Below are 26,160 nucleotides of genomic sequence, written 5' to 3' on the forward strand. Positions count from 1 at the left end.
TTCGTTTCCCTCTTGCGAGGCCTCCTGAGGACCGGTCAGCGCCGGCCTTCAAGCGGCCTTCAGTTTGACGCCTGCGAGAGCCGCGTCCACGGCATCTCCCAAGCGCTCCACGATTGCGTCGACGATCTGTTCATCGACAATGAAAGGCGGGGCCAGCAGCACATGGTCGCCTCGGGCTCCGTCGATCGTTCCGCCCATGGGATAGACCATGAGACCCCGCGCCATCGCTTCACGCTTGATGCGCGCGTGAAGCTTCTCTTTAGGGTCAAAGGGCGCTTTGGTCGAGCGGTCCTCCACCAATTCGACCGCCATGAAGAGGCCGCGGCCGCGAATATCCCCAACATGGGGGTGGTTGCCGAACCGCTCCCCGAGGCGGCGGGTCATCCGGGCGCCCATTTCCCTTACGTTGCCGAGGAGACCGTCGCGGCGAATAACTTCCTGTACGGCAAGGGCGGCGGCACACGCCATGGGATGGCCGAGATAGGTGTGGCCATGCTGGAAGAAGCCGGAGCCGTTCGCGAACGAATCGAAGATATGCCGCCCGAGCAGCACCGCCCCGATGGGCTGGTAGCCGCCTCCGAGCCCTTTCGCGATGGTCATGAGGTCCGGCACGACCCCATCCTGCTCGCAGGCATGGAGAGTGCCGGTCCGGCCCATGCCGCACATGACCTCGTCCAGGATGAGGAGAACGCCGTAGCGGTCGCAGATGGCGCGGATGCGCCTGAGATAATCGGCAACAGGCGGCACGGCCCCCGCCGTGGCGCCGACGACGGTTTCCGCAACGAAAGCCATGACCGTCTCTGGGCCGAGTTCGAGGATCCTGTCTTCGAGCGCCTGCGCGGCGCGAGCCGCATAGTCCTGATCGCTCTCGTTCGGCTGCTGAAACCGGTAGGCGAAGCACGGGTCGATATGGTGGGTTTCGACGAGCAGGGGGCGGAACTGGGTTCGGCGCCATTCATTGCCGCCGGTGGCGAGGGCGCCAAGAGTGTTGCCGTGATAGCTCTGGCGCCGGGCGATGACGTTCCGCCGCTCCGGCTGGCCGAGCTCGACGAAGTACTGCCGTGCCATCTTGAGCGCGGCTTCCACGGCCTCCGAGCCGCCGGAGACGAAGTAGACGTGGGACATTCCCTTGGGAGCGTCCTCGATCAGACGGTCTGCGAGGGCCTCTGCCGGTTCCGTGGTGAAGAAGCTGGTATGGGCATAAGCCAGCTTGTCGGCCTGGGCGTGAAGAGCAGCCGTCACATCGGGATGTCCGTGCCCGAGGCAGGAAACGGCCGCCCCGCCCGAAGCGTCGATGTAGGAGCGCCCCTCGGCGTCGAACAGCTCGACCCCTTTGCCCCCGACGGCTATCGGCAGGGGCGTGTGAATTTGGCGGTGAAGGATGCGGCTCATCAGGTTCTCCTGTCGTCCTGCGGCGACCAGTGGATGTTGAAGGCGGTCAGTTGGTCTTCCGTTCGCCTGAGCGCCTGGAGCGATGCCTCCCCTCCTTGTCCGGCGACGAGAGCCGCCAGGATCTCGCCCACGACGAAGGCCGGCGTGATGGCATGGAAGAAGGAAGGTCCCTCCGTGGAGACCAGAACGGCGATCCGGGCGACCTGCGCCAGCGGCGACACGGCACTGTCGGTGATCGCCACGATGGGAATGCCTTGCGTCCGGGCGTAGCGGGCCATGTCGATCGTGGCGCGGGTATAGGGGGCGACGCTGACGGCGAAGAGCGCGTCCTTGTCCGTCGCCATCCGGATGGGGTCCGCGCCCACTCCGGCCACGGCGTCCAAAAGAACCGCCTTCTCGCCCAGCAGCGAGAGCACGTAGGTCATGTGCCAAGCCACGGGATGGGACGAACGCAACCCGAGACAATAGATCCGGTGAGCGGATGCAAGGAGCGTCGCCGCCCGGGACAGCCTTTCCAGCGCCTCCGGCTCTCCGAGCCTCGAAATCTGGGCTGTCAGGGACGCTACCATCTCGGCCGCGAGCGCCTGCTCGCCCTTGGCCTTCTGGCTGGCGACCTGAGCTCCTGCCTTTCCGGCGAAGCTCAAGCCTCCCTCGCGGATGGCCTGCGCATAGAGATCCCGGATGTCGTCGTACCCGGCGAGCCCGAGCCGCTTGGCCAGACGCGTCATGGTGGCAGGCTGCACGCCCGCTCGTCTGGCCTGCTCACGCATGGACAGGAGGGCCACGTCATCCGGACTTTCTAGAACATACCTCGCGGCGGTCTGAAGCTGCGCCGGCATATCGGGAAAGGCGGCGATGATCTTGGCTGTCAGGGGAGCAGGGTCCATGGGGCGGAGATTAGATTCGGCTTGCGGACTGCGCAACATTTGTTTTGATATGCCCAGACAAGGAAACATTTGGATTGGAGGAGCCCTCGATGCAGGCAGAAGCGACCGAAGCGGAGCCGACACCGGTGAGCATTGCCGTTGCGCCGAATGGCGGGCGGCGGACGAAAGCGGACCATCCGGCCCTCCCGATGACGCCGGACGAGCTGGCTCGAACCGCCTCGGAATGCCTCGCGGCAGGCGCCTGCATGATCCACATCCACGTGCGCAACGACGAGGGGCGCCATCTTCTCGATGCGGACGCCTATAGGCAGGCCTCTGCAGCAATCCGCCAAGCGGTCGGAGAGCGTCTGGTCGTTCAGATCACCAGCGAGACAATGGGCTTCTATCGCCCCGAGGAGCAGATGGCCGTCGTGCGGGAAACCAACCCGGAGGCGGTCTCGCTGGCCCTGAGAGAGCTCGTTCCCGATGAAGCCTCGGAGCCCGCTTTCGCAGAGTTCATGCGATGGATCCAGCGGGAGCGGATTGCCCCCCAGTTCATCCTATATGCGCCCGAGGAGGCAATCAGGCTGGCCGCCTTGCTGAAGCGGGGCGTTGTGCCGTTCGACTCCGTCCCGGTTCTTTATGCCCTGGGCCGTTACACAGTGGCGCAGACATCGAGCCCGAGCGATCTGCTCCCCTATATCGGGCCGGGAATGCCTGCTTTCCCGCACTGGATGGTGTGCGCATTCGGTCGTCGCGAGGCCGCCTGCGTGACTGCGGCGGGGCTCCTGGGCGGGCATGTGCGCGTCGGTTTCGAGAACAATCTCGACCTTCCGGATGGCGCGAGAGCCGAAACGAATGCCGATCTCGTCGACCGGGCGGCGCAGGCGCTTAGGACCTGCGGCATGAGGCTCGCAGATGCCGACATGCTGCGCCAAGCCTGGAAATCCTGCCTCAGCTGATAATCCGGTCCGCCAATCCCGATTGCCGGAGAAATGTCACGCTCTCCGGCATCCGGCCGGCCTGAAGGGCATTAGCCCATGGTAGCGGTCGCGGATCGGACGTTGGCCCTTGTCGATCCCTATCCGCCGATACAGAATGCGTTCAACGAAGCTCAAGAATGAGCCCTGCCGGCCCTTGGCCGGCAGATTGCGTAGATCAACTACGCGCCAGAGGAAACGTAGCCGCATCGCGCGCGCACGGGGCGCGCGGGCCCCAGGAGGTGACGTCGGTGACGACGGCAGCAAGCTTGCGCGACGATACATTCCCAAAGCTGCTCGCGCGCAATGCGCGCGTACGCCCGGACAGAACGGCGTTCCGTCATAAGGATCTCGGAATTTGGCAGTCCTGGACCTGGGCCGAGGTGCACGAAGCCGTTCGAGCTTACGCGTCGGGGCTTGAGGCTCTGGGGCTCAAGCGTGGCAGCAAGATCGCCATCATCGGCTATAACCGCCCCTATCTCTACTGGACGATGATCGCCGCACAGTGGATCGGAGCGGTCCCGATTCCTGTCTACGCCGATTCCGTGGCGGAGGAGATGGCTTATGTGCTTGCCCATGCCGAGGTGAGCCACGCGGCGGTGCAGGACCAGGAGCAGGTCGACAAGCTCCTCTCGGTTTCCGAACAGATGCCGCAGCTCGACCGGATTCTCTATGACGAGGATCGCGGCCTGAGGGATTACGACCACAGCCGGCTGCACGCGATCGCTTCGGTCATCGAGGAAGGTCGCGCCCGGCTCGGCGACGCGTCTGAGAGAGACAGGCTGGAGCAGGAACTGGCAAGGGGGAAGGGCTCCGACCTCGCAATCATTCTTTATACGTCCGGAACGACAGGGCGGCCCAAGGGCGTCATGCTGACCTTCGAAAGCGTGATTGCAGCCGCCGAAATCGGCTGCGATTTCGACAAGCTGGACGAAACCGACGAGATCATCGCCTATCTCCCCATTGCGTGGGTCGGCGACCACATCTTTTCCTATGCGCAGGCGATCCTGTCAGGGCTTTGCGTCAATTGTCCCGAAAGCCCCGAAACTATTGCGGAGGACCGGCGGGAGATCGGCGCGACATATGTCTTCGCGCCGCCGCGGGTCTTCGAGAGCATGTTGACCTTGACCATGGTCCGCATGGAGGACGCAGGAGCGCTGAAGCGGCGCATGTTCAGGTTCTTCATCGACCATGCGGGCAAGGTCGGCGAGAGGATCCTGAACCGCCAGTCGGGTGTCGGCGCATGGGATCGGTTGCTCTGGCACGTGGGCAACGCTCTCGTCTATGCCCCGCTGCGCAACCGCTTCGGCATGACCCGCGTCAAGGTGGGCTACACGGCCGGCGAGGCGATCGGACCGGAGATCTTCAAATTCTATCGGTCGATCGGCGTGAACCTGAAGCAGCTTTACGGCCAGACCGAAGCCTCCGTTTACATCACCATGCAGCCCAACGGCGAAATACGGGCCGACACGGTGGGGAGGCCCGCACCGCGGGTCGAGATCCGCATCGATGAAAACGGCGAGGTTCTCTATCGCTCGCCCGGGGTGTTTACCGGGTACTACAAGGACGACGGAAAGACGGCCGAAACCAAGACGCCTGACGGATTCGTCCGGTCGGGTGATGCCGGTTTCTTCGACGAGACCGGACATCTCAAGATCATCGACCGGGCGAAGGATGTGGGCAAGATGCGCGACGGCTCGCTCTTTCCTCCGAAATACGTCGAGAACAAGCTCAAGTTCTATCCGAACATCAAGGAGGCGGTCTGCTTCGGCGACGGGCGCGATTTCGTCGGCTGCTTCATCAATATCGATCTGGTGGCGGTCAGCAATTGGGCCGAGCGCAACGGCGTGACCTATGCGTCCTACCAGGAATTGGCCGGCCACCCGCTGGTCTACGACATGATCGAGAAGCATGTCGACGAGGTCAACCGCTCGCTCGCCTCCGAACCTCGCATGGGAGGCGCCCAGATCAAGCGCTTCCTGATCCTGCACAAGGAACTCGACGCGGACGACGGTGAACTGACACGTACGCAGAAGGTGAGGCGCAGCTTCATTGCCGAGCGTTACGATCCGCTGATCCAGGCGCTCTACAACGGTTCGACCGAGGCGGACATCTCCACGGAGGTCACGTTCGAGGATGGCCGCAAGGGCGTCATCGCGGCGCGCGTCAAGGTGAAAGACATGAAGCTCTATCCGATCGAGCACGCAGCGCCCCTGCCGGAGGCCGCGGAATGAGGGCTCCCGACAATCCCGTCGCCGTCAAGGACGGTGTCCTCCTCGCTGTCGAGAACGTTTCTCTCGGGTTCGGTGGAGTGAAGGCTCTGACGGACGTGTCCTTCGACATCCGGAAGGGGGAGATCCGCGCCATCATCGGGCCGAACGGCGCCGGTAAGACGTCGATGCTCAACTGCATCAACGGCTTCTACTATCCGACCGAGGGCAGCATTACCTTCAAGGGACTCAAGAGGCCGAAGATGCGGCCTTATGAGGCGGCGCGGGGCGGCATCGCGCGGACCTTCCAGAACGTGGCTCTCTTCAAGAGCATGTCGACCCTAGACAACATCATGGCCGGACGTTCGCTCAAGATGAGGTCGAGTTTCTTCTGGCAGCTCTTTCGCCATGGCCCGGCCATGACGGAGGAGGTTGCACACCGGCGCGTGGTGGAGGAGATCATCGATTTCCTCGAAATCCAGCATATCCGAAAAACTCCCGTAGGACGTCTTCCCTATGGCCTCCAGAAGCGGGTCGAGCTCGGGAGGGCTCTCGCCATGGAGCCCGACCTTCTCCTGCTGGACGAGCCAATGGCGGGCATGAACCTGGAAGAGAAGGAGGATATGTCCCGCTTCATCTTCGAGGTGAACCAGCAGTTCGGCACGACCATCGCCTTGATCGAGCATGACATGGGAGTCGTGATGGACCTGTCAGACCGTGTCGTGGTGCTGGAATACGGTCAAAAGATCGCGGACGGCACTCCGGACGAGGTGAAGAGCAATCAGCGCGTGATCGATGCCTATCTCGGCGTCGCGCACTGAGAGGTAACGATGGACATTCTCTACAAGATTTTCATCGAGCCTTTCGTCTTCATGGGGGAGGCGCCGGATCTTCTTCTGCAGACTCTTTGGGAGGGGCTGGTTTCGGGCGTCCTCTACGCTCTGATCGCTTTGGGCTTCGTCCTCATCTTCAAGGCATCCGGCGTCTTCAACTTCGCGCAAGGCATCATGGTCGTGTTCTCGGCCTTGATCCTCGTGGGACTTTACGAGAAAGGGGTGCCGGCCTTTCTGGCGCTGCTCCTTGCCGTCGGGGCGATGCTGCTCCTCGCCATGGCCGTCGAGCGGGTGGTGTTGAGGCCTCTGGTCAACCAGCCCGATATCATCCTCTTCATGGCCACCTTCGGTCTGACCTATTTCCTGATCGGCTTCGGCGAGCTGATTTTCGGCGGAAGCCCGAAGGAGATGATCACCGACGCTCTCTATCTGCCGCAGGGAACGACTGAGGTGGATCTTCTCGGCGGAATGGTCCGTTTCCAGCACCTCGACATCGCCGCGGCAGTCATCGCATCCATCATGATCGGCGTGCTGGCCGTCTTCTTCTCGAAGACCCGCATCGGGCGCGCCCTCCGTGCCGTGGCCGACAGTCACAAGGCGGCGCTCTCGGTCGGCATCTCGCTCAACCAGATCTGGGTCATCGTGTGGTTCGCCGCCGGCATCGTCGCACTGGTCGCCGGAATCATGTGGGGCGCCCGTTCAGGCGTTTCCTTCGCGCTGCAGATCATCGCCCTGAAGGCGCTGCCGGTTCTTATCCTCGGCGGCTTCACGTCCATTCCGGGCGCCATCATCGGCGGGCTCATCATCGGTGTCGGCGAGAAGCTCGGCGAGTTCTACTGGGGGCCGCTCGTCGGCGGCGGTATCGAGACTTGGCTGGCCTACGTCATTGCGCTTCTTTTCCTGCTGTACCGGCCGCAGGGCCTGTTCGGCGAAAAGATCATCGAGCGAATTTAAGGGAGATTCCGGTTGTTCTATCGCGAAGCCGGCCAGTACAAGTCGAACTATAAAGCCGATATGGCGATCTTCCCCCTGCGGGAGGACAAGATCGGGATCGGCGTCATCATTCTGGCCGCCTATTCCCTGGCTTTTCTCGGCGACAGCTTCCTGCTGCAGGCGGTGATGATCCCGTTCCTGGTGTTCTCGCTGGCGGCGATCGGGCTCAACATCCTCACGGGATATGCGGGCCTGCTGTCTCTCGGCACGGGCGCCTTCATGGGCGTCGGGGCCTACGCCTGCTACAAACTGATGACGGCCTTTCCGGATGTGAACGTCATCGTCTGGATCTTCGTGTCCGGCTTCTTCTCCGCAGCCATCGGGGCGCTCTTCGGCCTGCCATCGCTGCGCATCAAGGGGTTCTATCTGGCCGTGGCGACCCTGGCGGCTCAGTTCTTCCTTCAGTGGTGCTTCATCCGCATCCCGTGGCTGGTGAACTACAATGTCTCGGGTGCTCTCGATGCTCCGCTACGCACGCTTTTCGGGGTTCCGATCATCGGCGCCACGGCGACGCCGCAGACGCGCTACCTCGTCGTCCTCACCATCGTTGTCGTGTTGACCTGGCTGGCGTCGAACCTCGTCCATGGCCGCATCGGTCGCGCCTGGATCGCTATTCGCGACATGGACCTCGCCGCGGAGCTGATGGGCATCCGACCTCTGCAGACGAAGCTCCTGGCCTTCGCGGTTTCCTCCTACTATTGCGGTGTGGCCGGGGCTCTTCTGGTCTTCCTGTGGTATGGCGGCGCGGAATACGACGTCTTCAACATCAATCAGTCCTTCTTCATCCTCTTCATGGTGATCATCGGCGGTCTCGGGAGCCTGATCGGCTCGTTCTTCGGCGCAGCGCTGATCTTCATCATGCCGATCGTCCTCGGCATCGTATTGCCGGCGATGTTCTCCCCCTTCGGCATTTCGGTGGGGTCCGACACCATCGAGCACCTGCGCTTCATGATCGTGGGCGCGCTCATCATCTTCTTCCTGATCGTCGAACCGCACGGACTCGCGCGGCTTTGGCAGATCGGCAAACAGAAGCTCCTGGTCTGGCCGTTCCCTTATTGACGGCAGATCCTTGCAAGGAGACGGGAACTCGAAAATCCGGCTCAGCCGGACAACAACGGGAGGAAACGAGAAATGTCGTTTCGTAAATTGAGCCTAGGATTAGCCGTTGCGACCTTGGTCGGCGGCGCCGCCCTGCCTGCTTTCGCGCAGGATTCCGTCTATGTCCCCCTCTTCACCTACCGCACCGGACCCTTTGCGGGCTCCGGCATCTACATCGCCGACGGCATGCATGATTACCTCCAGATGCTCAACGAGCGCGACGGAGGCATCGGCGGCGTGAAGCTCGCCCTCGAAGAGTGCGAGACCGGCTACGACACCAAGAAGGGCGTCGAATGCTACGAGTCGGTGAAGGGCAAGAACCCGGTCGTCGTGAATCCGTGGTCGACGGGCATCACCCTTCCCCTCATTCCACGAGCCTCGGTGGACAAGATCCCGATCCTGTCCATGGCCTACGGCCTCTCGGCCTCCGCCCGCGGCGACATCTTCCCGTGGATCTTCAATCCGCCGGCCACCTACTGGGACGGCATGTCGATGATCGTCAAATACATCGGCGAGAAGGAAGGGGGCCTCGAGAAACTGAAAGGCAAGACGATCGGATTCCTGCATCTCGATGCCGCCTTCGGCAAAGAGCCGATTCCGCTTCTCAACGAGCTTGCAAAGACGTACGGCTTCGAGGTGAAGCTATATCCGGTCGCCGCCCAGGACATGCAGAACCAGTCGTCGCAGTGGCTGAGCGTGCGTCGCGATCGCCCCGACTACATGATCATGTGGGGATGGGGCTCCATGAACGGCGCCGCGGTCAAGGAAGCGGTCCGTTCGGGCTATCCCATGGACAAATTCTATTCCGTGTGGTGGCCGAGTGAGGACGATGCCCGTGCCGGCGGCGCAGGCGCCAAGGGCTTCAAGATGCTCAACTGGCATTCGGTCGGAGCCGACTTGCCGGCCCTGAAGGACATCCAGAAGCACGTGGTCGATAAGGGGCTTTCCAAAGCACCGAAGGACAGTGTGGGCACGCTTCTCTACAACCGCGGCGTCTACAACTCGCTTCTGATCGCGGAGGCCATCGCCACTGCGCAGAAGCTCACGGGCAAGAAGGTCGTGACCGGCGAGGATGTGCGCCGCGGAATGGAAAACATCAAGCTCGACCCGGCCCGCCTGAAGGAACTGGGGCTCGAAGGCTTCACCGGCGGGATGGAGCTGACATGCTCTGATCACAACAGTCACAGCCCCGCTTTCATGCAGGAGTGGGACGGCACCAAATGGGTGAAGATCTCCGAGCCCATCCAGCCCATGACCGAGCAGGTTCGCGCCCAGCTCGACGCGGCGGCGAAGGACTATGCCGAGAAGAACCCCGGCTGGCCCAAGCGCACCGAGGCCTGCGACAAGGCGAGCTGAGCCTTCGTGACCGAGGCGCCCGAACAACGCCTCGCTTGAACAGCATGTGGGCGGAAGGCTTTCCGCCCACATGACCCGAAACCAAGAGGATGCGCCGATGAGCACCGCTGCCCAGATGCCCGTGTCGGATCAGCCGGAATCGGCGGAAACCGTTCTGTCGGTCAACAATATCGAGGTTATCTACGATCACGTGATCCTGGTCCTCAAGGGCGTCTCGCTCACCGTTCCCAAAGGCGGCATCGTCGCATTGCTCGGGGCCAACGGAGCCGGAAAGACGACGACCCTGAAGGCGATTTCGAATCTGCTCCGCGCCGAACGCGGGGAGGTCACCAAGGGAACCATCGAATTCAAGGGCGAGCGCGTCGACCGCCTCTCCCCCAACGAACTGGTGCGTCGCGGCTGCATTCAGGTGCTTGAGGGGCGCCATTGCTTCGGACACCTGACAATCGAAGAAAACCTTCTTACCGGGGCCTTCACGCGGCGCGACGGAAATGCCGCCATCAGACGGGATCTCGAGGCCATCTACGAGTATTTTCCCCGCCTCAAGCAGCGGCGGGGTTCCATGGCCGGATATACATCCGGCGGCGAACAGCAGATGTGCGCCATCGGCAGGGCCATGATGTCCCGGCCGAGCATGATCCTGCTGGACGAGCCGTCCATGGGGCTTGCCCCTCAGATCGTCGAGGAAATCTTCGAAATCGTTCACAAGCTGAACGGGTCAGAAGGCGTATCCTTCCTTCTTGCCGAGCAGAACACGAACATGGCGCTCAAGTACGCCACCTATGGCTATATCCTGGAAACCGGGCGCGTGGTCATGGACGGTCCTGCGAAGATGCTGCGTGAAAACGAGGATGTGAAGGAATTCTATCTCGGCGTCTCCGAGGGAGACCGGAAGTCGTTCCGCAACGTGAAGAGCTATAAGCGTCGCAAGCGCTGGCTGGCTTGATCGCACATCGTATTCTGGCTGACGGGGGACAGCGGCTTTGAACGAAGTTTATGACGCGCTCGAGGTTCGCGAGCCGGCCGAGCGAGAAGCGGATCTTTTCGCCAAGCTGACGGAAGTCCTGAGCCGTGCCGTAGCGGCACCGGCCTATGCTGAGCGACTGCGAGGGCATGATCTAGCGGCTGTCACGAGTCGTGACGCGCTTGCAACCTTGCCGGTGCTGCGCAAGTCGGAGCTCCCGGCCCTGCAAAGAGCCCAGTTGCCGTTTGGCGGCCTTGTCCCGGATGGAGCGGGCTCCTTCGGGCGCCTGTTCACGTCCCCTGGACCGATCTTCGAGCCGGAAACGGCGCAACCCGACCCATGGCGGGCCGCGCGCGGGCTTTATGCGGCGGGATTCCGCAAGGGAGACATCGTTCTCAACACGTTCAGCTATCACCTGACGCCGGGCGGCTTCATCATGGATTCCGGCGCGCGTGCCCTTGGCTGCGCCGTGATACCGGCCGGTCCGGGAAACACGGAGCAGCAACTCGAGCTTATCGAAGCCTACCGCCCCGCCGCCTATTGCGGCACGCCGGACTTTCTCAAGATCCTTCTCGACGGAGCCTCCGCTGCCGGAAGGGATATATCCTGCATCAAGCGTGCGCTCGTTTCCGGTGCCGCCTTCCCCAGGTCGTTGCAGGATGAATTCACCAGCCGGGGCATCGAAGCCTATCAGGCCTATGCCACGGCGGATCTCGGCTTTATCGCCTACGAGACCTCCGCGCGCGACGGTCTCGTCGTCAATGAGGACCTTATCGTCGAAATCGTGCGCCCCGGCACCGGCGATCCCGTTCCACCGGGCGAGGTCGGAGAAATCGTCGTCACCAGCCTCGATCCCAACCATCCGTGGATCCGGTTGGCGCTCGGCGATATGACGGCCGCCATGACAGGGCCTAGCCCGTGCGGTCGCACCAACATGCGGATCAAGGGGTGGATGGGACGAGCCGACCAGGCGACCAAGGTGAAGGGCATGTTCGTGCGCCCCGAGCAGGTCGCGGAGATCGGAAGACGGCACCCTGAATTGCGGCGCCTGCGCCTCGTCGTCAGCCGCGAGGGTGAAACGGACGTCATGACGCTATCGGCGGAGACGGATGCGGCAAGCGAGGATCTGGCCCAAGGCATAGCCGCCTCCGTTCATTCCATCATGAAGCTGAAAGGGCAGGTCTCCCTCGTTGCCCCCGGCTCTCTGCCGAACGATGGCAAGGTCATCGCCGACGAGCGGCGATACGACTGACCCGCGAGCCCTAGTACCGTTCGCCCGTCAGGCGGGACAGCGTTCTCGGGCTCGGCTCGACGAGCACATCCACCCGGCGGCCATCTGGAAGCTCGATGGTGCGGAGGCTCATCACCTCGAGCCCTGAATCGATGGCATCCCGAATTCTTGCGGATCGGATGCTGTCTCGGCTGGGACGGGTTGCCGATTGCACGCGCGATTTGGCACTGGCGCGGCTGGCCGTAGTGGCCTTGCTGCGCTTGGCGGCCAGCGCCTTTGACTTGGACGAGGACCGCTTGCGAGATGCGGTTGCAGCCTTGCGCCGCGGCTCCGCTTGCGCCGCAGCCGTTTCCTCGGCCTTGCGGGAGGGCTGACGTACCTTCGCACTCTCCTTGGGTGCCTCCGGAAGCGCTTCGGGCGCTGCTTCCTTCGGCTCGGATGCTACGCTCGTCGGCGGAGCCGGAGGACTGGCCGCTTGTGGACGCTTGGGAACAGGATCTGGGTTGGGCATTGCCGGTGAGGCCGGAGCTAGAGGGGCGGGCCCGGTATCCGACGGAGGATCGACCCAGCGGCGTTCCTCCTGCGAAAGGGCTGCCGGTGAGCCTGTCACCAGAGCCAGGAATGGAATGCTCCCCAGAATATGTTTCCAAGTGCCTCTCATGACGCTCTCCCCTCGCTAGGACCTTGGAAAGGAACGCTTGTGCAGTCCTTCCTGGTTCCAAGCCTCCGTTGCCGCACGGCTTGGCTCCAAAGCCGAGGCCTGGAGAAAGAGGAGGTGCGCAGGCGCTGCGGAACAGCTCTCGCGCACAGCGGTTCTTAAGGAAGGAATCGGCGAAATCTCAGTCACTTATGCGCGGAGGCCTGCAAGGAGCATCGTCGCACCCGTTCAGCGGTATGGCTTCTCCAGGGAGCTTCATGTGCACCGGAGCGTTAGTTGCCTGAGACCAGAAATGCCAATGTTCGCGGGCCTCTTGGCCCGACAATCGCTTACACAATGTTGTGATGGAGAGTCACTTGGCCAATCACTCGGATCTTCCTCCAACCCATACCATCAAACCTATGGAGCCGCCGCCTGCTTCGGAGCGACCCACCTCTGCCATGCTCAAGGGAGACATCGACAGCGGCCGAACCGGCGACAAGAATCCCGTCTTCGATCCAGGTCTGTCACCGCTCGGCACGGATGACGAAGCCGCCGGCACACCCCCTAGCGCGCGCCGTATTGCCATAGCGCGGCACTATGAGAATCTCGAGCGCTGGATGAGAGGGGGCTGGAAGGCCGGAGCGACTCACAACAAGCACGATGGCTTTCCGGTCGTTTTCGTCAGTTTCATCGGTGTCGTCGGCTTGATCCTGATGTTCGGAATCTGGGCTGCCAGAGTCGGCTGATGGCTCAACAGGTCCTGGCGCAACGGCAAGAGGAGTAGCTCTGGCCAAGAAAGCAAGGACTCGGACGCGGTAATCCGTCATGCAGGCCGACGGGCCCGTGACCGGACCGAACTTGGACGGATAGAAAGCGTTGACTTCTAACGCACTAGAGAAGGCTTCACGCGGACCATTGCGTAAGCCGGGCTCTCGGTCTGGCCGCTCCTATGAGACTAGAAATGGAGTCCGAAACCGCAGGACGTGTAAACTGGCCTTACGGCAACAGCCAAACAGCCGCGCTGATCCGTGACTTCGATTGGTCGCGGACCTCCCTGGGGAATATCGAGACTTGGTCTCAGGCCTTGAAGACCGTCGTCGATCTCATCCTTGTCTCCTGCTTTCCGATGGTGGTGCTCTGGGGCAGGGATCTGATCCAGATCTACAACGACGGCTATATCGGAATCGCAGGAGATCGGCACCCGGAGGCCATGGGACAGGCCGCACGCAGCTATTGGCCTGACACGTGGCACATCAATGCATCCATCTGCGACCGCGTTCTCCAAGGCGAGACGATCTCGCTTGCAGGGCAGTCGATTCTCGAGGCCCATGACAGGTCTCGGGCAGAGAATTCCTTCACCCTTTGCTACAATCCGCTTAGAGGTGTGGCGGGCGGTATTGAAGGGCTGCTCCTCACGGTCATAGGAACTCCTTCGGATTATGTGGTGGAGAGCGGCCTGTGGGAGGGGGAGGGGCGCTATCGCCAGATCTCCGAAGCGTTGCCTCAGATCGTCTGGTCGAGCGACGCCAGCGGCAATGTCGATTTCTTCAACTCGCGCTGGTTCGCTTATACGGGCTTGCGAGGAGACGAAGGCTACTCCGCGGGATGGAAGCGCACCATCCATCCGGATGAACGCTCCCACACGCTTGAGACGTGGTCGCAAGCGCTTCGCACGGGCACCCCTTTTGAAGTCGAGTATCGTCTTCGCCGGGCCGACGGCAGCTACCGCTGGCACATGGACCGTGCCGTTCCCGTCTATGACGCCCAAGGAAATGTCGTACGCTGGTTCGGCACCCTCACCGACATCGACGACCGCCGGCGGGCCGAGGAGGCTCTGCGCGAGAGCGAGGAGCGCTTCCGTCAGTTCGCGGAGAATTCATCGGCCGTGTTGTGGGTGCTCGACGTCGAGACGATGCGGCTCGAGTACCTGAGCCCGTCCTTCCAGCAGGTCTGGGGCGAGCCGCTTGACGTGGTGCCGCGAGATTTCGCCAAATGGATTCAGTCCGTACATCCGGACGACCGAGATGATGTCGTCGCCGCTCTTGCTCGGGTGCGGCAGGAGGGCGAAGTCATCGTGAAGGAGTACCGCGTAGTCCGTCCCGATGGAACGGTACGCTGGGTTCAGAATACAGGTTTCCCGATCCTCGATGAGCGGGGGAAGGTGCGGCGGGTGGCAGGCATTGCCCAGGACGTCACCAAGCACGACGGTTCGATGGTTTATGTCGTGGACAGCAATGAGGCCTCACGACAGAACCTGTCCCTGCTGCTGCAGGGGGCCGGTTACCAGGTGAAGACGTTCAGCTCCGGGCAGGCTTTTCTCGATGTTGCGCCCGTCCTCGTACCCGGCTGCGTGGTTCTCGATCTCCATGCTCCCGAAGCCGGAGAGCTGACGATATTGCGAGAGTTGAAGACGCGACGGATCGGATTGCCCGTGGTCGTTGTCGGAGAGGCGCATGGAAATGTCGCTTTCGGCGTGCAGGCCATGAAAGCCGGAGCTCTGGATTTCTTGGATGTTCCTTATGAGCAGAAGCAGCTTCTCGATGCGGTGGCCTCCGCGCAGGCTTCCATCCGGGACATCGCCGAGCGCGACCAGGCTGCCGAACTTGCGAAGGCGCGCATTGCCGCCCTGTCCGCTCGCGAACGCGAGGTTCTCGAGCGTCTGCTCACCGGAGGCACCAATAAAACCATCGCGAGGGATCTCGATATAAGCCCCCGCACGGTCGAGGCTCACCGCGCCCGCATCATGGAGCGACTCGGAGCTCAGAGCCTGCCTGAACTGGTTCAAATCGCGATGGCTGCAGGTCTCAAGCAGGGATCGCGTTCGATGAGCGATGCGGATCGCTGAGACTTTCAGGAAGCCAATCCTTTCGGCTGAACAGGCAGACTCAAACGCAACATCCGGCAGGGTCTGGCGTTAGCTCATGAGAGGCCGAGGCCCTGCACGGTCGGAATGTTCTTCCTTTGAATCCAGTCAGCAGATGGTGCCCTATGCAGCCGGCGATTGACAGAAACACCCTTGAAGGTTTGATCGCTCTCGGACGGCAGAGAGGCAGACTGACAAACCAGGACCTTCAAGCCGCCCTGCCCACAGAGTCGATGAGTGTCGAGGATGTCGCCTTGATCGTGGTGGAGCTCGAGGAGGCAGGTGTCCCGGTCGACCTGGAAGACAGTTTGCTTGCACCTCGTCAGCACGTTCAAGTGCCATCCGGGCCTGGCGCTGTGATTCTACCTTTTCCTAAGCGTCCCGGCAGCCGTCCCAAACCTGCTCAGGACTTGGCTCCTGTCGGCAATGAGCAGGCCGCTGAAGAGGACGGGCCGTCCCTGCGAAGCGGGGTGAGCGGCGCCCACTGGGCTGTGATCGGGAGTATCGTCGCGCTTGCGTTGGTTGCCGCTCTCGTGTGGGTGCTGAGAGCGTAAGCCATCGCGGAAAGCGATGCCGGTCTACGGCTGGATCCTTCCGACGAGGTCGAACCCTTTCTCTTTGGGCCTCAGCACGAGAATCTCTCCCTCGATTGGAAAGATGTCTGTCAGGGCAGTGATGTTGACCTGATGTGTGACCAGTACCAGCACGCCGTTTCTGTCCCAACTCTCTATGAGTTGAAGAACCGCCCGGGTCTGGGCGTCGCGGCGATCCCGCTCCGCGAAGAACGAGTCGAGGGGCGGGAAGGGTTCCGCCAGATCACCGAAGGCAAGCTTTGCCGTATCGAGAGACCGACACCACCGGCTCGAGAGAACCCGTTCCACACGGATGTTCCTGGCCCTGAACCGTGAGCCGATCTCCGCGGCCTGCCTGCGGCCTTCCGCCGATAGATTCCGTTGTGATGAGCAGTCCTCCAGACGGAAGTGGGACGGGTCGCCGGTGCCTGGCGCTCGGGCGTGCCTGAACAGGGCCACGGTGCCGCCTGTCCGAAGAGCCTGCCAGGCCTCTTCGGACGCGAGGACCGAGGGACACCACATGATGACCGCGAGAGCGGCCAGAGTTCGGAGCGCTTTCATGTTCCCCAGGAGGCTGAGTCTGGAAGAGCATGGAAAATAGGGCGCTGCTCGAGCAAATCCTCCCGGCGGCCCGATTTGTGGTCTCTGATTGGTAGCGTTGACGGACAGCCGAAATGAAGAAACATTGTTTCGGGAGGCGGAAAGTCATGTCGCGCAAAGTTTTCGACCAGACGCTCGAGTTCATCCGCAATCTCGACCGGACCCGAGATGCGGCCGATATTTGCAGTCAGATGATCCAAGCGGCTCGTCGCTTCGGAGCTGAGTATCTCTTGGCCGGAACGATCCCCGTCCCAGGCGAAAACCGACGGCAACAGATCTCGAACATTCTTCTCGACCAATGGCCGCCGGAGTGGACCCAACGCTATTTTGCGCACGGATACATCTTCCGGGACCCGGCAATCCATGCCGTGGCTACGAGCACGTCCCCCTTTCTCTGGACGGAGCTTGAGCCAGCCTACCGGAGAAGCCCGGAGGCCCGCAGAATCATGGAGGAAGCGGGCGAGTTCAGCTTGAGGGATGGTTTCACCGTTCCTCTCGTCACCTTGGAAGGCGAGGTGGCCGGCTTCTCGCTGGCCGGAGAACATCTTGAACTCTCCCCGAGCGAGCGGGGAATGCTGACGCTGATGGCGACTTATGCTCTCGGGCGCGCCATCCTTCTGCGGGAGACCCCATCGAGACCCGTAGCCTCCCTTTCTCCGCGCGAGTGCGAGGCCCTTCAGTGGGCGGCGGAAGGCAAGTCGGAGTGGGAGATCGGCGAACGAATGGGAATATCCGAGCACGGGGTAGACAAGCGCATGCGGTCAGCCCGACTGAAGCTGGGAACCACCAGCCGCACTCACGCCGTCGCCGAAGCCATCCGGCAGGGGCTCATCAGCTAGAGGGTACGCCATCGTGTACTTATGTCCAACTTATGGGTTGGATAAAGACAAGCCCTCAACCTATGGGAGGGCATAATGATCCACATCGTGACATCAGAGAACCGCCACCTGTACCGGCAGGAGATGGAGCAGGCCTACCGCCTTCGCCACCGAGTTTTCGTGGACGAGATGAAATGGACCGAGCTGGCCAAAGATGACGGTAGGGAAATAGACCAGTTCGACGATGAACATGCCGTCCACATGCTCTACATCGACCATGGAGTCGTGCAGGGCTATCAGCGCATGCTGCCTTCGACGAGGCCGCACCTGCTGTCGCATGTTCTTCCCCAACTATGCGAAGATGAAAGACCGTCCGGATCCCATATATGGGAATGGACCCGTTACTGCGTGGAACCCGCGTATCGGGAGCGTGGCCGAACCTTAAGTCCCGTGGCCAATGCTCTTCTTTCGGGAATCGTCGAATGGGGATTGGACAGAGGGATCTCCACCATCATCATCGAGATGAACCCTCTTTGGCTTCTCCGCCTCGTTCAACTTCATTTCCGAACCATCCCTTTGGGGCTGCCGCAAAGGATCGGAGATCAGGACGTCCTGGCCGTGACAGCCACTTTCGATCGTCGAACACTCGCCCGGCTCCAGGAAATGCGCGGGAATCAGCAACGGGTTCTGGCCGAGCCGGAACCGCGTATCCGCCGTTTTGCGAGGTGAGCCATGACTGAGGAGACAGCGGGGCTGGACCTCGATGAAGAGCTTCTGATCCTGCTCTTCTGGGCCTATGGACGGGATATCTCGAAACGGCTCGGGGCCGAGAAGATCAAGTCGATCGAGGGGCTGGAGAGGGCCATAGAAGCAATATCATCGCTTCCGAGCGCGATCGGGTGGGATGGCAGAGACTTCCGGAAGGAAATCGAAGCTCCTAATCCTGATTCTGAGAATCCGTAGCCGCTGCCCGGGCCATATCGATCAGAGCCCGGCGCATCGCGGGGTTCTCGATCTTGAGGAAGGCTCGAGCCAACTCGATGCCTTCCTTGCTCGTCAGGAGATCTTGGATCCCGAGTGGCGCATCGGGGGCGTCGGCGGAGACGGGACGCTGTTCGAAAAAGAACGAGACGGGGACCCGGAGAGCGTCGGCAATGGCCTGAAGGCGCGCTGCGCCAACGCGATTGGTCCCCTTCTCGTATTTCTGAATCTGCTGAAAGGTAATGCCGAGAATGTCGCCGAGTTTCTCTTGGCTCATCCCAATGGCAGTCCGCTGGAGGCGGATGCGAGCTCCGATAATCTTATCGACTGGGCCTGTTGATTTCGTGACCATAGACATACTCCCCCGCCCCCTCGGTACGACCAAGAGTGGAATTTGTCTACTGTCACGCTCGAACCGGGGCCGAAAAATCGTAGTTCTACAAGCCTTGGCAGCCTCGACTGCGTTGCCCCGGCGATAGCCTCAGTCCGGCGCTCAGAGGCCGCCGGGCGTCGGCCTCACGAGCCCTAGGGGACGATCCTGACAGCGCCCTTCGCAGCACTCGTGGTCAAGGCGGCATATGCCCTAAGGGCAGTCGAGACCTTCCGCTTGCGGTCCTCCGCCGGCTTCCATGCCTTGCTTCCACGTGCTTCCATGGAGGCGCGGCGGCGCGCCAGATCCTCATCCGAAACCGCGAGCCTGATCGTGCGGTTCGGGATATCGATCTCGATCCGGTCGCCCTCCTCGACCAGCCCGATCAACCCGCCCTCGGCGGCCTCAGGCGATACGTGTCCGATCGAAAGGCCGGAGGTGCCACCCGAAAACCGCCCGTCGGTGATGAGGGCGCAGGCTTTGCCAAGGCCTTTCGACTTGAGATAGCTGGTCGGATACAGCATCTCCTGCATCCCAGGCCCGCCACGGGGGCCTTCATAGCGGATGACGACCACGTCACCCGCCTTGACGGTTCCGCCGAGAATGCCTTGCACCGCCGCATCCTGGCTCTCGAAGACCCGGGCGGGACCATTGAAGACAAGAATGCTCTCGTCGACGCCGGCTGTCTTCACGATGCAGCCGTCTGCCGCAAGGTTGCCGGTGAGGACGGCGAGACCACCATCCCTGGAGAAGGGATGGGCCGCATCCCGGATCACGCCCTTCTGCCTGTCCAGATCAAGCTCCTCATAGCGTCGCTCCTGGCTGAAGGGCACCGTCGTGGGGACGCCGCCGGGGGCGGCCTGATAGAAAGTCTGGACGGCCTCGCTTCCGGTCCGCTTCACATCCCAGCGGTCGAGAGCGTCTCCAAGGCTTGCGGCATGAACGCTGCCCGCATCCCGATGGAGGAGGCCGGCCCGGTCGAGCTCGCCCAAGATGCCCATGATACCCCCGGCCCGGTGAACGTCCTCGATGTGGACATCTGCCACGGCAGGCGCGACCTTGCACAGTACCGGCACACGGCGGGACAGCCGGTCGATGTCCTCCATGGTGAAGTTGACCTCGGCCTCATGGGCTGCTGCAAGCAGATGCAGAACCGTATTGGTGGAACCGCCCATGGCGATATCCAAGGTCATGGCGTTCTCGAAAGCCTCGAACGTGGCGATGTTGCGCGGCAGGACCGATGCGTCGTCCTGCTCGTAGTACCGCCGTACCAGATCGACGATGAGGTGGCCGGCTTCGACGAAGAGGCGCTTGCGATCCGCATGCGTTGCGAGAACCGTTCCGTTCCCGGGCAAGGCGAGGCCTAGTGCTTCCGTTAGGCAATTCATGGAATTGGCGGTGAACATGCCGGAGCAGGAGCCGCAAGTCGGGCAGGCCGAGCGCTCGATGGCCTGGACCTCCTCGTCGGTCATCGTATCGTCCGCGGCAGCCACCATGGCATCGACCAGATCGAGCTTCTTCAGCTTGCCACGCAGATTGACCTTGCCGGCCTCCATCGGGCCGCCGGAGACGAACACGACGGGAATGTTGAGGCGCAGCGACGCCATCAGCATGCCGGGCGTGATCTTGTCGCAGTTGGAGATGCAGACAAGTCCGTCCACGCAATGGGCATTGGCCATGTATTCCACGGAATCTGCGATGATCTCGCGGGAGGGCAGGCTGTAGAGCATGCCGTCGTGGCCCATGGCGATGCCGTCGTCGACCGCGATCGTGTTGAATTCCTTGGCCACGCCGCCGGCCTTTTCGATCTCCCGCGCCACGAGCTGACCCAGATCCTTCAGATGCACGTGGCCTGGCACGAACTGGGTGAAGGAATTCACGACAGCGATGATGGGCTTGCCGAAATCCTCGTCCTTCATGCCCGTCGCGCGCCAAAGCCCCCGGGCGCCGGCCATGTTGCGGCCATGGGTGGAGGTTCGTGAACGGTAATGGGGCATCGATGGGAAACCTGATGGATCTGGGGATTGATACATGCCTACACCGGCAGGGCAGGGGCTTTCAAGACAAGGATTGCCGCGCCCGCAGGGAGATGGCCGGAAGGTTCGCTGGGCTTGCGCTGCAGGCGCAATTCACTCAAGCTCGGGAACCTTAAGCGAAACAGGCCCTTGAACATACGAACAACAGGGAGGCTGCAGGTTGGTCGCTGCTCGGGCAGGGCATGGTTGATTCTCAACTAGGAGACTCGAAAAGGATCGTTCCTGCTGCATCAACGGGAGTTGAGCGGGAAGTCGCTCTCGGACAGGCAGACGACACCCCCTCCAGTCTGGCAGGACGGTTCGTCCGCCAAAGCAGCGGCCGAGATGCAGTAATCGAGCCGGGCGCCAGCGTTACGCAAGAGCTCTATCTGCTCTTTCGGGACATGCTGCGCGGCTCCAAAGGGTGGCCGATGCTGCGCCTGACGATTGCGATCGTGGTCGTGCTCGTCGGCAACATGTTCGGTCAGGTCCGGCTGAATGAATGGAACGGTGCCTTTTTCGATGCCGTTGAAAACAGAAACTCCACGGCATTCATCAATCAGCTCGGGGTTTTCCTTGTCATCATCGCAGTCCTGCTGACGCTCGTGGTGGCGCAGACCTGGCTGCAGGAGCGCCTCAAGATCCGCCTGCGCGAACGCCTGACGCAGGTTCTCCTCGATGTCTGGCTGAAGCCGAACAGGGCCTATCAGCTCGGCCTGGTGGGCAGGGCAGGCGCGCAACCCGATCAGAGGATGCAGGAAGATTGTCGCCTGTTCTCGGAATTCACGACCGAGCTGGGCGTTGGAATGCTGCAATCGTTCCTTCTGCTAGTCAGCTTCATCGGAGTGCTTTGGACTCTGTCGTCCTATGCGACCTTCGAATTTCGAGGGCAGGAAGTGGTGATCCCGGGCTACATGGTCTGGGTCGCCATCGGCTATGCGGGGATCGGATCGGGCTTGACCTGACTCGTGGGGCGCCCCCTGATCCGCCTCAATACGGAGCGCTACGCCCGAGAGGCAGATCTGCGCTTCGCTCTGGTGCGGGTGAACGAAAGTTCGGAAAGCGTCGCGCTTTATTCTGGAGAGCCGGACGAGCGGCGGAACCTCGACGGTTTCGTCGAAGCGGTTCTCACCGCGACGCGCCGGCTTTCAGGAGCGCTCGCCCGTCTCACCTGGATCACATCGGGCTATGGCTGGCTTGCCATCGTCGTGCCGATCCTTGCCGCCGCTCCCGGCTATTTCAGCGGCAGACTCTCGTTCGGCGAGATGATGATGGTCGTCGGCGCCTTCAATCAGGTACAGGCGGCGCTACGATATTTCGTTGACAATTTTCCCAAGATTGCCGATTGGCGCTCCGCGGTCTTGCGGGTCGCAACCTTTCGGCAGGCGGCGCTCGATCTGGACGATGTCGCGGCCGAAAGCAGGCGCATCGAGATCTCCCCCCATCCCAGCGGATGGCTGAGCTTCGAAGGACTTTCAATCGCCCTCAGCGATGGCAGCATCATCATCGAGGATGGGACTGCGGAAGTGCGACCGGGGGAGCGAGTGCTGATCGTCGGCGAGTCCGGCTCGGGCAAGAGCACGCTTTTCCGGGCCATAGCGGGCCTTTGGCCATGGGGCTCCGGCACCATACGCATACCGACTCCGGAAAGCATGATGTTCCTGCCGCAGCGCCCCTATCTTCCGCTGGGGACCTTGCGTGCGGCAGTGTCCTATCCCGCGGCTCCCGGAACGTTCGATGAGGCCACGGTCAAGGCCGCCCTGGAGCGTTGCATGCTCGGCGATTTTGCGGAGGCCCTGGACCGCAATGATCGGTGGGACAGGACCCTCTCGCTCGGACAGCAGCAACGTGTGGCCTTCGCGCGAGTGCTGCTGCACAAGCCAGCATGGGTTTTCATGGACGAGGCGACCTCAGCCCTCGACGATGACAGCCAAGCTGCCATGCTCTCCCTGTTCGAGAGCGAGCTTGCCGGCGCATCGATCCTCTCCATCGGGCATCGCCCGGGGCTCGAGGAGTTCCACAGCCGGACCCTTCATATCCGGAAAACCAAGGAGGGGGCGGTGCTGTTGGCACGCCAACCGTCTCAACCGCAGCGGATCATCCCCTCCTGGGTTCATTGGCTACATCGCCGCCTCATTCCCTGAATGGAAAAAAGGCGGAGACTTCTCAGGTTTCCTCGGTATCGTCCGGATCCGTCACGTCGACAAGGAACATGATGAGAGGACCGTCATCGTCGTCCGCATCGTCATCCTCGTCGAGATCCGCATCCTCGAATTCCTCGACCTCCTGAGCCGAGGCGGGTCTGATGTTGAGGGTTGCAAAGCCGTCCCAAAGCGGGGCGCCGTCGCTCTCGAGGATTTTCAGATCTTCCTTGAACTCCTCGCTCATGAAGAGTTCCCGTGCTTCGTCCTCGGCGGCATTCGTCACCGCGACAGGCTTGTCGCTGATCGTCAAAGTAAACATGCATGATCCTTTCGATCGAATGATTGGAATTCCAGATAGCGCCCTGTCCCCCGTTCCGCCAGTCTCCCGTCTCCCGCTCAGGGCAAGCAAAGCTCTCCTTCAAAGTCCGACAGGTACAACTCACTCCTGTGCGGAAAGCAATTGACGTGCCCGTGCCCTGCCGTTTTAGTTGATGAAAGTAACGCTAGGGGAGCGTAGCGCGATCCCAACAAAAACAGGCTTGGGACGAGACTGCGCCTGGAGGAAGTGCATGGGGCTCCTGTCTTTGCCTTGGCGCCATGGGCTGCGCCTACGTCAAGCGCCGGTCTCAGCTGGGTGCCTCCTTTTCCGCTCTGACACGCCGCACCTTCTCCGGTTTATTTCCTCCATCGATCCAAGTGGCAGGACATCACGCCGATGAAAAAGCCGGAAGACCTTCGAAGTGCACGATGGTTCGCTCCTGACGATCTGCGCGGTTTCGGCCATCGTTCGCGCATCATGCAGATGGGATACGCCCCTGAAGATTGGGTCGGTCGCCCCATTATCGCGGTCATCAACACATGGTCGGATATCAATCCATGCCATGCCCACTTCAAGCACCGCGTGGAGGATATCAAACGAGGCGTGTTTCAGGCCGGAGGATTTCCGATAGAGCTGCCGGCCCTTTCCCTGGCAGAGAACTTCGTCAAGCCGACGACCATGCTCTATCGCAATATGCTGGCCATGGATACGGAAGAGTTGATCCGCTCCCACCCCGTGGACGGGGTCGTTCTCATGGGCGGTTGCGATAAGACTACGCCTGGTCTCCTTCTGGGAGCAACCAGTGCAGGCATTCCGGCGATCTTCGTTCCTGCCGGCCCAATGCTCCGTGGAAACTGGAAAGGCAAGGTTCTCGGGTCCGGCTCGGATGCCTGGAAATTTTGGGACGAGCGCCGGGCGGGAAACATCACGCAAGCCGACTGGGTTGGCGTGGAGGGGGGTATCGCCCGCAGCTACGGTCACTGCATGACCATGGGCACCGCGAGCACCATGACGGCGATTGCAGAGGCCATTGGCATGACCCTGCCTGGCGCGTCGTCGATCCCGGCTGCCGATGCCGGCCACATCCGCATGTGCGCCGAGGCCGGCAGGCGGATCGTCGGCATGGTGTGGGAGGACCTGAAGCCCGCCGACATCTTGACCCGCGAGGCATTCGAGAATGCCATTGCCGTCGCCATGGCGATGGGCTGTTCTACCAATGCGGTCATTCATCTCATCGCCCAGGCGCGTCGGGCCGGTCACGACATCGGCCTGGAGGACTTCGAGATCGCCAGCCGCAAGGTCCCTGTGATCGCGAACGTCCGTCCAAGTGGCGCCGAGTACCTGATGGAGGACTTCTACTATGCCGGAGGGCTCCGGGCTCTGATGGCCAGGATCCGCGACAAGCTCCATTTGGACGTCCTGACCGTCACGGGACGAACTCTCGGCGAGAATATTGCCGGCGCCGAAGTCTACAATGACGATGTCATCCGTGCGGTCGAGAATCCCATCTACGAGGAGGGGGCCCTTGCCGTCCTCAAGGGCAATCTTGCTCCAGATGGCTGCGTTATGAAACCGAGCGCCTGCGAACCGCGTCTGCGAAGGCACTCCGGGCCTGCTCTGGTCTTCGACGACTATCCCTCTCTCAAGGCTGCTGTCGACGATGAGAATCTGGACGTTACTGCGGATCACATCCTCGTCCTTCGCAACGCCGGACCGCAGGGCGGGCCGGGGATGCCTGAATGGGGGATGCTTCCGATCCCGAAGAAGCTGATAAAGCAAGGCGTGCGCGACATGCTCCGGCTCTCCGATGCCCGGATGAGCGGTACGAGTTACGGCGCCTGCATACTGCATGTCTCTCCTGAGGCTTATGTGGGCGGCCCACTCGCTCTCGTGCGTACGGGCGACATCATCTCCGTCGATATCCCGGCCCGTCGCATCACCCTCGAGGTTTCGGAGGAGGAACTCGAAATGAGGCGTGCCCTGCTGCCGACTCCGCAACCGCGTTTCGAGCGCGGTTACGGCTGGATGTTTGCGAAACACATCCGCCAAGCCCACGAGGGGTGCGATTTCGACTTCCTCGAAACAGGTTTCGGTGCACCTGCGGGAGAGCCGGCCATCTTCTGATTCCGGAGGAGAACATGACCCCACTGAGCCCCGCCACCCGCGAGAAACTCAAGACTGTCAGCGTGGCAACCCTTTGCACTGCCCTTTATAAACGCGGCTTACGCAACCAGTTCATCCAGGATGTTCATCCGCTCAACCCTCACGCCGGCACGATGGTGGGGGAGGCTTTCACGCTCCGCTACATTCCGGCCCGCGAGGACCTGAACCCGATCAGCGTTTTTCAGGATCGCTCCCACCCGCAGCGCAAAGCCGTCGAGGAATGCCCCCCTGGCGCAGTCATGGTCATTGACAGTCGCAAGGATCCTCGAGCTGCGTCGGCCGGTGGTATTCTGGTTTCCCGTCTTATGAAGCGCGGCGTTGCGGGTATCGTCACCGACGGTGGCTTTCGCGACTCGCCGGAGATCGCGAAACTCGGCATTCCTGCCTATCACAACCGCCCTTCCTCTCCGACCAATCTCACTTTGCACCAGGCCGTCGATATCAACGTTCCGATTGGTTGCGGCGATGTTCCAGTCTGGCCGGGTGACATCGTCGTCGGGGACGGGGAGGGGGTGGTCGTTATTCCCGCCCACCTTGCGGAGGAGATTGCCACGGAGGCAGTCGAGATGACGGCATTCGAAGACTTCGTTGCCGAGGAGGTTTTGAACGGACGGTCCATTCTCGGCCTCTACCCTCCGACAGATCCGCAGACGCATACGGACTTTTCAGCATGGCGAAGGGCGAATAACCGCTGACGAGTCCCTGAAGATGCGCATGGCTCTGACAGGTTGCTCAAGAGCCTTTCAACCGCT

General features: G+C 61.8%; 23 protein-coding genes and 1 pseudogene. 18 read left to right on the top strand and 6 right to left on the bottom strand.

What is annotated here, in order from left to right:
- Positions 1-48 precede the first annotated feature (48 nt).
- Both LGR44_RS07965 and LGR44_RS07970 read right to left on the bottom strand, forming a co-directional pair.
- Positions 49-1,392: an aspartate aminotransferase family protein gene (locus LGR44_RS07965; protein ID WP_226739095.1), complete on the bottom strand. Its 1,344-nt coding sequence runs from the start codon at positions 1,390-1,392 to the stop codon at positions 49-51.
- Positions 1,392-2,279, bottom strand: a complete 888-nt coding sequence (locus LGR44_RS07970) for a MurR/RpiR family transcriptional regulator (protein ID WP_226739097.1) — start codon at positions 2,277-2,279, stop codon at positions 1,392-1,394. Before LGR44_RS07970 ends, LGR44_RS07965 begins: the two co-directional genes overlap by 1 nt.
- 89 nt (positions 2,280-2,368) lie before the next feature.
- Here LGR44_RS07970 and LGR44_RS07975 point away from each other — a divergent pair, with 89 nt between their 5' ends.
- The 11 genes from LGR44_RS07975 (at position 2,369) to LGR44_RS08025 (ending at position 15,980) form a co-directional block, all read left to right on the top strand.
- Complete coding sequence (locus LGR44_RS07975; protein ID WP_226739099.1) at positions 2,369-3,220, top strand: BKACE family enzyme; 852 nt, start codon at positions 2,369-2,371, stop codon at positions 3,218-3,220.
- A 260-nt stretch (positions 3,221-3,480) separates the two neighbouring features.
- Complete coding sequence (locus LGR44_RS07980) at positions 3,481-5,472, top strand: AMP-dependent synthetase/ligase (protein ID WP_404809906.1); 1,992 nt, start codon at positions 3,481-3,483, stop codon at positions 5,470-5,472.
- The gene (locus LGR44_RS07985) at positions 5,469-6,269 is read left to right on the top strand and encodes an ABC transporter ATP-binding protein (RefSeq protein WP_226739103.1); all 801 of its coding nucleotides are present in this window, start codon (positions 5,469-5,471) and stop codon (positions 6,267-6,269) included. Before LGR44_RS07980 ends, LGR44_RS07985 begins: the two co-directional genes overlap by 4 nt.
- A 9-nt stretch (positions 6,270-6,278) precedes the next feature.
- Positions 6,279-7,235, top strand: a complete 957-nt coding sequence (locus LGR44_RS07990) for a branched-chain amino acid ABC transporter permease (protein ID WP_226739105.1) — start codon at positions 6,279-6,281, stop codon at positions 7,233-7,235.
- A 12-nt stretch (positions 7,236-7,247) separates the two neighbouring features.
- A complete protein-coding gene (locus LGR44_RS07995) occupies positions 7,248-8,333 on the top strand; it encodes a branched-chain amino acid ABC transporter permease (RefSeq protein ID WP_226739108.1) in 1,086 nt (361 codons plus the stop codon).
- Between the two features lie 72 nt (positions 8,334-8,405).
- Positions 8,406-9,728 (top strand): ABC transporter substrate-binding protein, encoded by a 1,323-nt coding sequence (locus LGR44_RS08000; protein WP_226739110.1) that lies wholly within the window; start codon positions 8,406-8,408, stop codon positions 9,726-9,728.
- 97 nt (positions 9,729-9,825) lie between these two features.
- Positions 9,826-10,674 carry an ABC transporter ATP-binding protein gene (locus LGR44_RS08005; protein ID WP_226739112.1) on the top strand — a complete coding sequence of 283 codons (849 nt, stop codon included), beginning with the start codon at positions 9,826-9,828 and terminating at the stop codon, positions 10,672-10,674.
- 37 nt (positions 10,675-10,711) lie between these two features.
- Positions 10,712-11,944 carry a phenylacetate--CoA ligase family protein gene (locus tag LGR44_RS08010; protein WP_226739114.1) on the top strand — a complete coding sequence of 411 codons (1,233 nt, stop codon included), beginning with the start codon at positions 10,712-10,714 and terminating at the stop codon, positions 11,942-11,944.
- Between the two features lie 1,038 nt (positions 11,945-12,982).
- The gene (locus LGR44_RS08015; protein WP_226739265.1) at positions 12,983-13,309 is read left to right on the top strand and encodes a hypothetical protein; all 327 of its coding nucleotides are present in this window, start codon (positions 12,983-12,985) and stop codon (positions 13,307-13,309) included.
- A gap of 215 nt (positions 13,310-13,524) precedes the next feature.
- Positions 13,525-15,408: a PAS domain-containing protein gene (locus LGR44_RS08020; protein ID WP_226739116.1), complete on the top strand. Its 1,884-nt coding sequence runs from the start codon at positions 13,525-13,527 to the stop codon at positions 15,406-15,408.
- A gap of 143 nt (positions 15,409-15,551) precedes the next feature.
- Complete coding sequence (locus tag LGR44_RS08025) at positions 15,552-15,980, top strand: RNA polymerase sigma factor region1.1 domain-containing protein (protein WP_226739118.1); 429 nt, start codon at positions 15,552-15,554, stop codon at positions 15,978-15,980.
- A 24-nt stretch (positions 15,981-16,004) separates the two neighbouring features.
- On the opposite strand, the gene LGR44_RS22025 is transcribed toward LGR44_RS08025, so the two are convergent.
- Positions 16,005-16,307, bottom strand: coding sequence for a histidine phosphatase family protein (locus LGR44_RS22025; RefSeq protein ID WP_377035931.1), 303 nt, complete (start codon positions 16,305-16,307; stop codon positions 16,005-16,007).
- Between the two features lie 398 nt (positions 16,308-16,705).
- Here LGR44_RS22025 and LGR44_RS08035 point away from each other — a divergent pair, with 398 nt between their 5' ends.
- The 3 genes from LGR44_RS08035 to LGR44_RS08045 all read left to right on the top strand — a co-directional run bounded on the left by LGR44_RS08035 (position 16,706) and on the right by LGR44_RS08045 (position 18,379).
- Positions 16,706-17,437 (top strand): helix-turn-helix transcriptional regulator, encoded by a 732-nt coding sequence (locus tag LGR44_RS08035; RefSeq protein WP_226739119.1) that lies wholly within the window; start codon positions 16,706-16,708, stop codon positions 17,435-17,437.
- A 75-nt stretch (positions 17,438-17,512) separates the two neighbouring features.
- Positions 17,513-18,145, top strand: coding sequence for an acyl-homoserine-lactone synthase (locus LGR44_RS08040; RefSeq protein ID WP_226739121.1), 633 nt, complete (start codon positions 17,513-17,515; stop codon positions 18,143-18,145).
- 3 nt (positions 18,146-18,148) lie between these two features.
- A complete protein-coding gene (locus tag LGR44_RS08045; protein WP_226739123.1) occupies positions 18,149-18,379 on the top strand; it encodes a hypothetical protein in 231 nt (76 codons plus the stop codon).
- Here the strand turns inward: LGR44_RS08045 and LGR44_RS08050 are convergent.
- Together LGR44_RS08050 and ilvD are read right to left on the bottom strand one after the other, a co-directional pair.
- Entirely contained in the window at positions 18,354-18,755 is a 402-nt protein-coding gene (locus LGR44_RS08050; RefSeq protein WP_226739125.1) for a helix-turn-helix domain-containing protein, read from the bottom strand. The two genes, LGR44_RS08045 and LGR44_RS08050, sit on opposite strands and share 26 nt — an antisense overlap.
- Positions 18,756-18,922: 167 nt before the next feature.
- On the bottom strand, positions 18,923-20,764 hold the full coding sequence (gene ilvD / locus LGR44_RS08055; RefSeq protein WP_226739128.1) for a dihydroxy-acid dehydratase: 1,842 nt from the start codon (positions 20,762-20,764) through the stop codon (positions 18,923-18,925).
- A gap of 449 nt (positions 20,765-21,213) precedes the next feature.
- Here ilvD and LGR44_RS08060 point away from each other — a divergent pair.
- Both LGR44_RS08060 and LGR44_RS08065 read left to right on the top strand, forming a co-directional pair.
- Positions 21,214-21,990, top strand: a pseudogene (locus LGR44_RS08060) (SbmA/BacA-like family transporter); the annotation flags it as partial.
- A 63-nt stretch (positions 21,991-22,053) separates the two neighbouring features.
- Positions 22,054-22,926, top strand: coding sequence for an ABC transporter ATP-binding protein/permease (locus LGR44_RS08065; protein WP_226739270.1), 873 nt, complete (start codon positions 22,054-22,056; stop codon positions 22,924-22,926).
- A gap of 22 nt (positions 22,927-22,948) precedes the next feature.
- Here the strand turns inward: LGR44_RS08065 and LGR44_RS08070 are convergent, their stop codons facing one another.
- Entirely contained in the window at positions 22,949-23,245 is a 297-nt protein-coding gene (locus LGR44_RS08070) for a hypothetical protein (RefSeq protein WP_226739129.1), read from the bottom strand.
- A 396-nt stretch (positions 23,246-23,641) separates the two neighbouring features.
- Here LGR44_RS08070 and araD point away from each other — a divergent pair, with 396 nt between their 5' ends.
- Positions 23,642-25,369, top strand: coding sequence for an L-arabinonate dehydratase (gene araD, locus LGR44_RS08075; RefSeq protein ID WP_264196380.1), 1,728 nt, complete (start codon positions 23,642-23,644; stop codon positions 25,367-25,369).
- Positions 25,370-25,383: 14 nt separating this feature from the next.
- Entirely contained in the window at positions 25,384-26,103 is a 720-nt protein-coding gene (locus tag LGR44_RS08080; RefSeq protein WP_226739131.1) for a ribonuclease activity regulator RraA, read from the top strand.
- Positions 26,104-26,160: the final 57 nt, after the last annotated feature.

Source organism: Microvirga lenta, from assembly GCF_020532555.1.
GTDB classification, from domain to species: domain Bacteria; phylum Pseudomonadota; class Alphaproteobacteria; order Rhizobiales; family Beijerinckiaceae; genus Microvirga; species Microvirga lenta.

Bases quoted from the DNA above. Each gene is read 5' to 3' on its own strand.
- LGR44_RS07965 (WP_226739095.1), bottom strand. From the start codon at position 1,392: ATGAGCCGCATCCTTCACCGCCAAATTCACACGCCCCTGCCGATAGCC.
- LGR44_RS07970 (WP_226739097.1), bottom strand. From the start codon at position 2,279: ATGGACCCTGCTCCCCTGACAGCCAAGATCATCGCCGCCTTTCCCGAT.
- LGR44_RS07975 (WP_226739099.1), top strand. From the start codon at position 2,369: ATGCAGGCAGAAGCGACCGAAGCGGAGCCGACACCGGTGAGCATTGCC.
- LGR44_RS07985 (WP_226739103.1), top strand. From the start codon at position 5,469: ATGAGGGCTCCCGACAATCCCGTCGCCGTCAAGGACGGTGTCCTCCTC.
- LGR44_RS07990 (WP_226739105.1), top strand. From the start codon at position 6,279: ATGGACATTCTCTACAAGATTTTCATCGAGCCTTTCGTCTTCATGGGG.
- LGR44_RS08000 (WP_226739110.1), top strand. From the start codon at position 8,406: ATGTCGTTTCGTAAATTGAGCCTAGGATTAGCCGTTGCGACCTTGGTC.
- LGR44_RS08005 (WP_226739112.1), top strand. From the start codon at position 9,826: ATGAGCACCGCTGCCCAGATGCCCGTGTCGGATCAGCCGGAATCGGCG.
- LGR44_RS08015 (WP_226739265.1), top strand. From the start codon at position 12,983: ATGGAGCCGCCGCCTGCTTCGGAGCGACCCACCTCTGCCATGCTCAAG.
- LGR44_RS08020 (WP_226739116.1), top strand. From the start codon at position 13,525: ATGGAGTCCGAAACCGCAGGACGTGTAAACTGGCCTTACGGCAACAGC.
- LGR44_RS08025 (WP_226739118.1), top strand. From the start codon at position 15,552: ATGCAGCCGGCGATTGACAGAAACACCCTTGAAGGTTTGATCGCTCTC.
- LGR44_RS08035 (WP_226739119.1), top strand. From the start codon at position 16,706: ATGTCGCGCAAAGTTTTCGACCAGACGCTCGAGTTCATCCGCAATCTC.
- LGR44_RS08040 (WP_226739121.1), top strand. From the start codon at position 17,513: ATGATCCACATCGTGACATCAGAGAACCGCCACCTGTACCGGCAGGAG.
- LGR44_RS08045 (WP_226739123.1), top strand. From the start codon at position 18,149: ATGACTGAGGAGACAGCGGGGCTGGACCTCGATGAAGAGCTTCTGATC.
- LGR44_RS08050 (WP_226739125.1), bottom strand. From the start codon at position 18,755: ATGTCTATGGTCACGAAATCAACAGGCCCAGTCGATAAGATTATCGGA.
- ilvD (WP_226739128.1), bottom strand. From the start codon at position 20,764: ATGCCCCATTACCGTTCACGAACCTCCACCCATGGCCGCAACATGGCC.
- LGR44_RS08065 (WP_226739270.1), top strand. From the start codon at position 22,054: ATGGTCGTCGGCGCCTTCAATCAGGTACAGGCGGCGCTACGATATTTC.
- LGR44_RS08070 (WP_226739129.1), bottom strand. From the start codon at position 23,245: ATGTTTACTTTGACGATCAGCGACAAGCCTGTCGCGGTGACGAATGCC.
- araD (WP_264196380.1), top strand. From the start codon at position 23,642: ATGAAAAAGCCGGAAGACCTTCGAAGTGCACGATGGTTCGCTCCTGAC.
- LGR44_RS08080 (WP_226739131.1), top strand. From the start codon at position 25,384: ATGACCCCACTGAGCCCCGCCACCCGCGAGAAACTCAAGACTGTCAGC.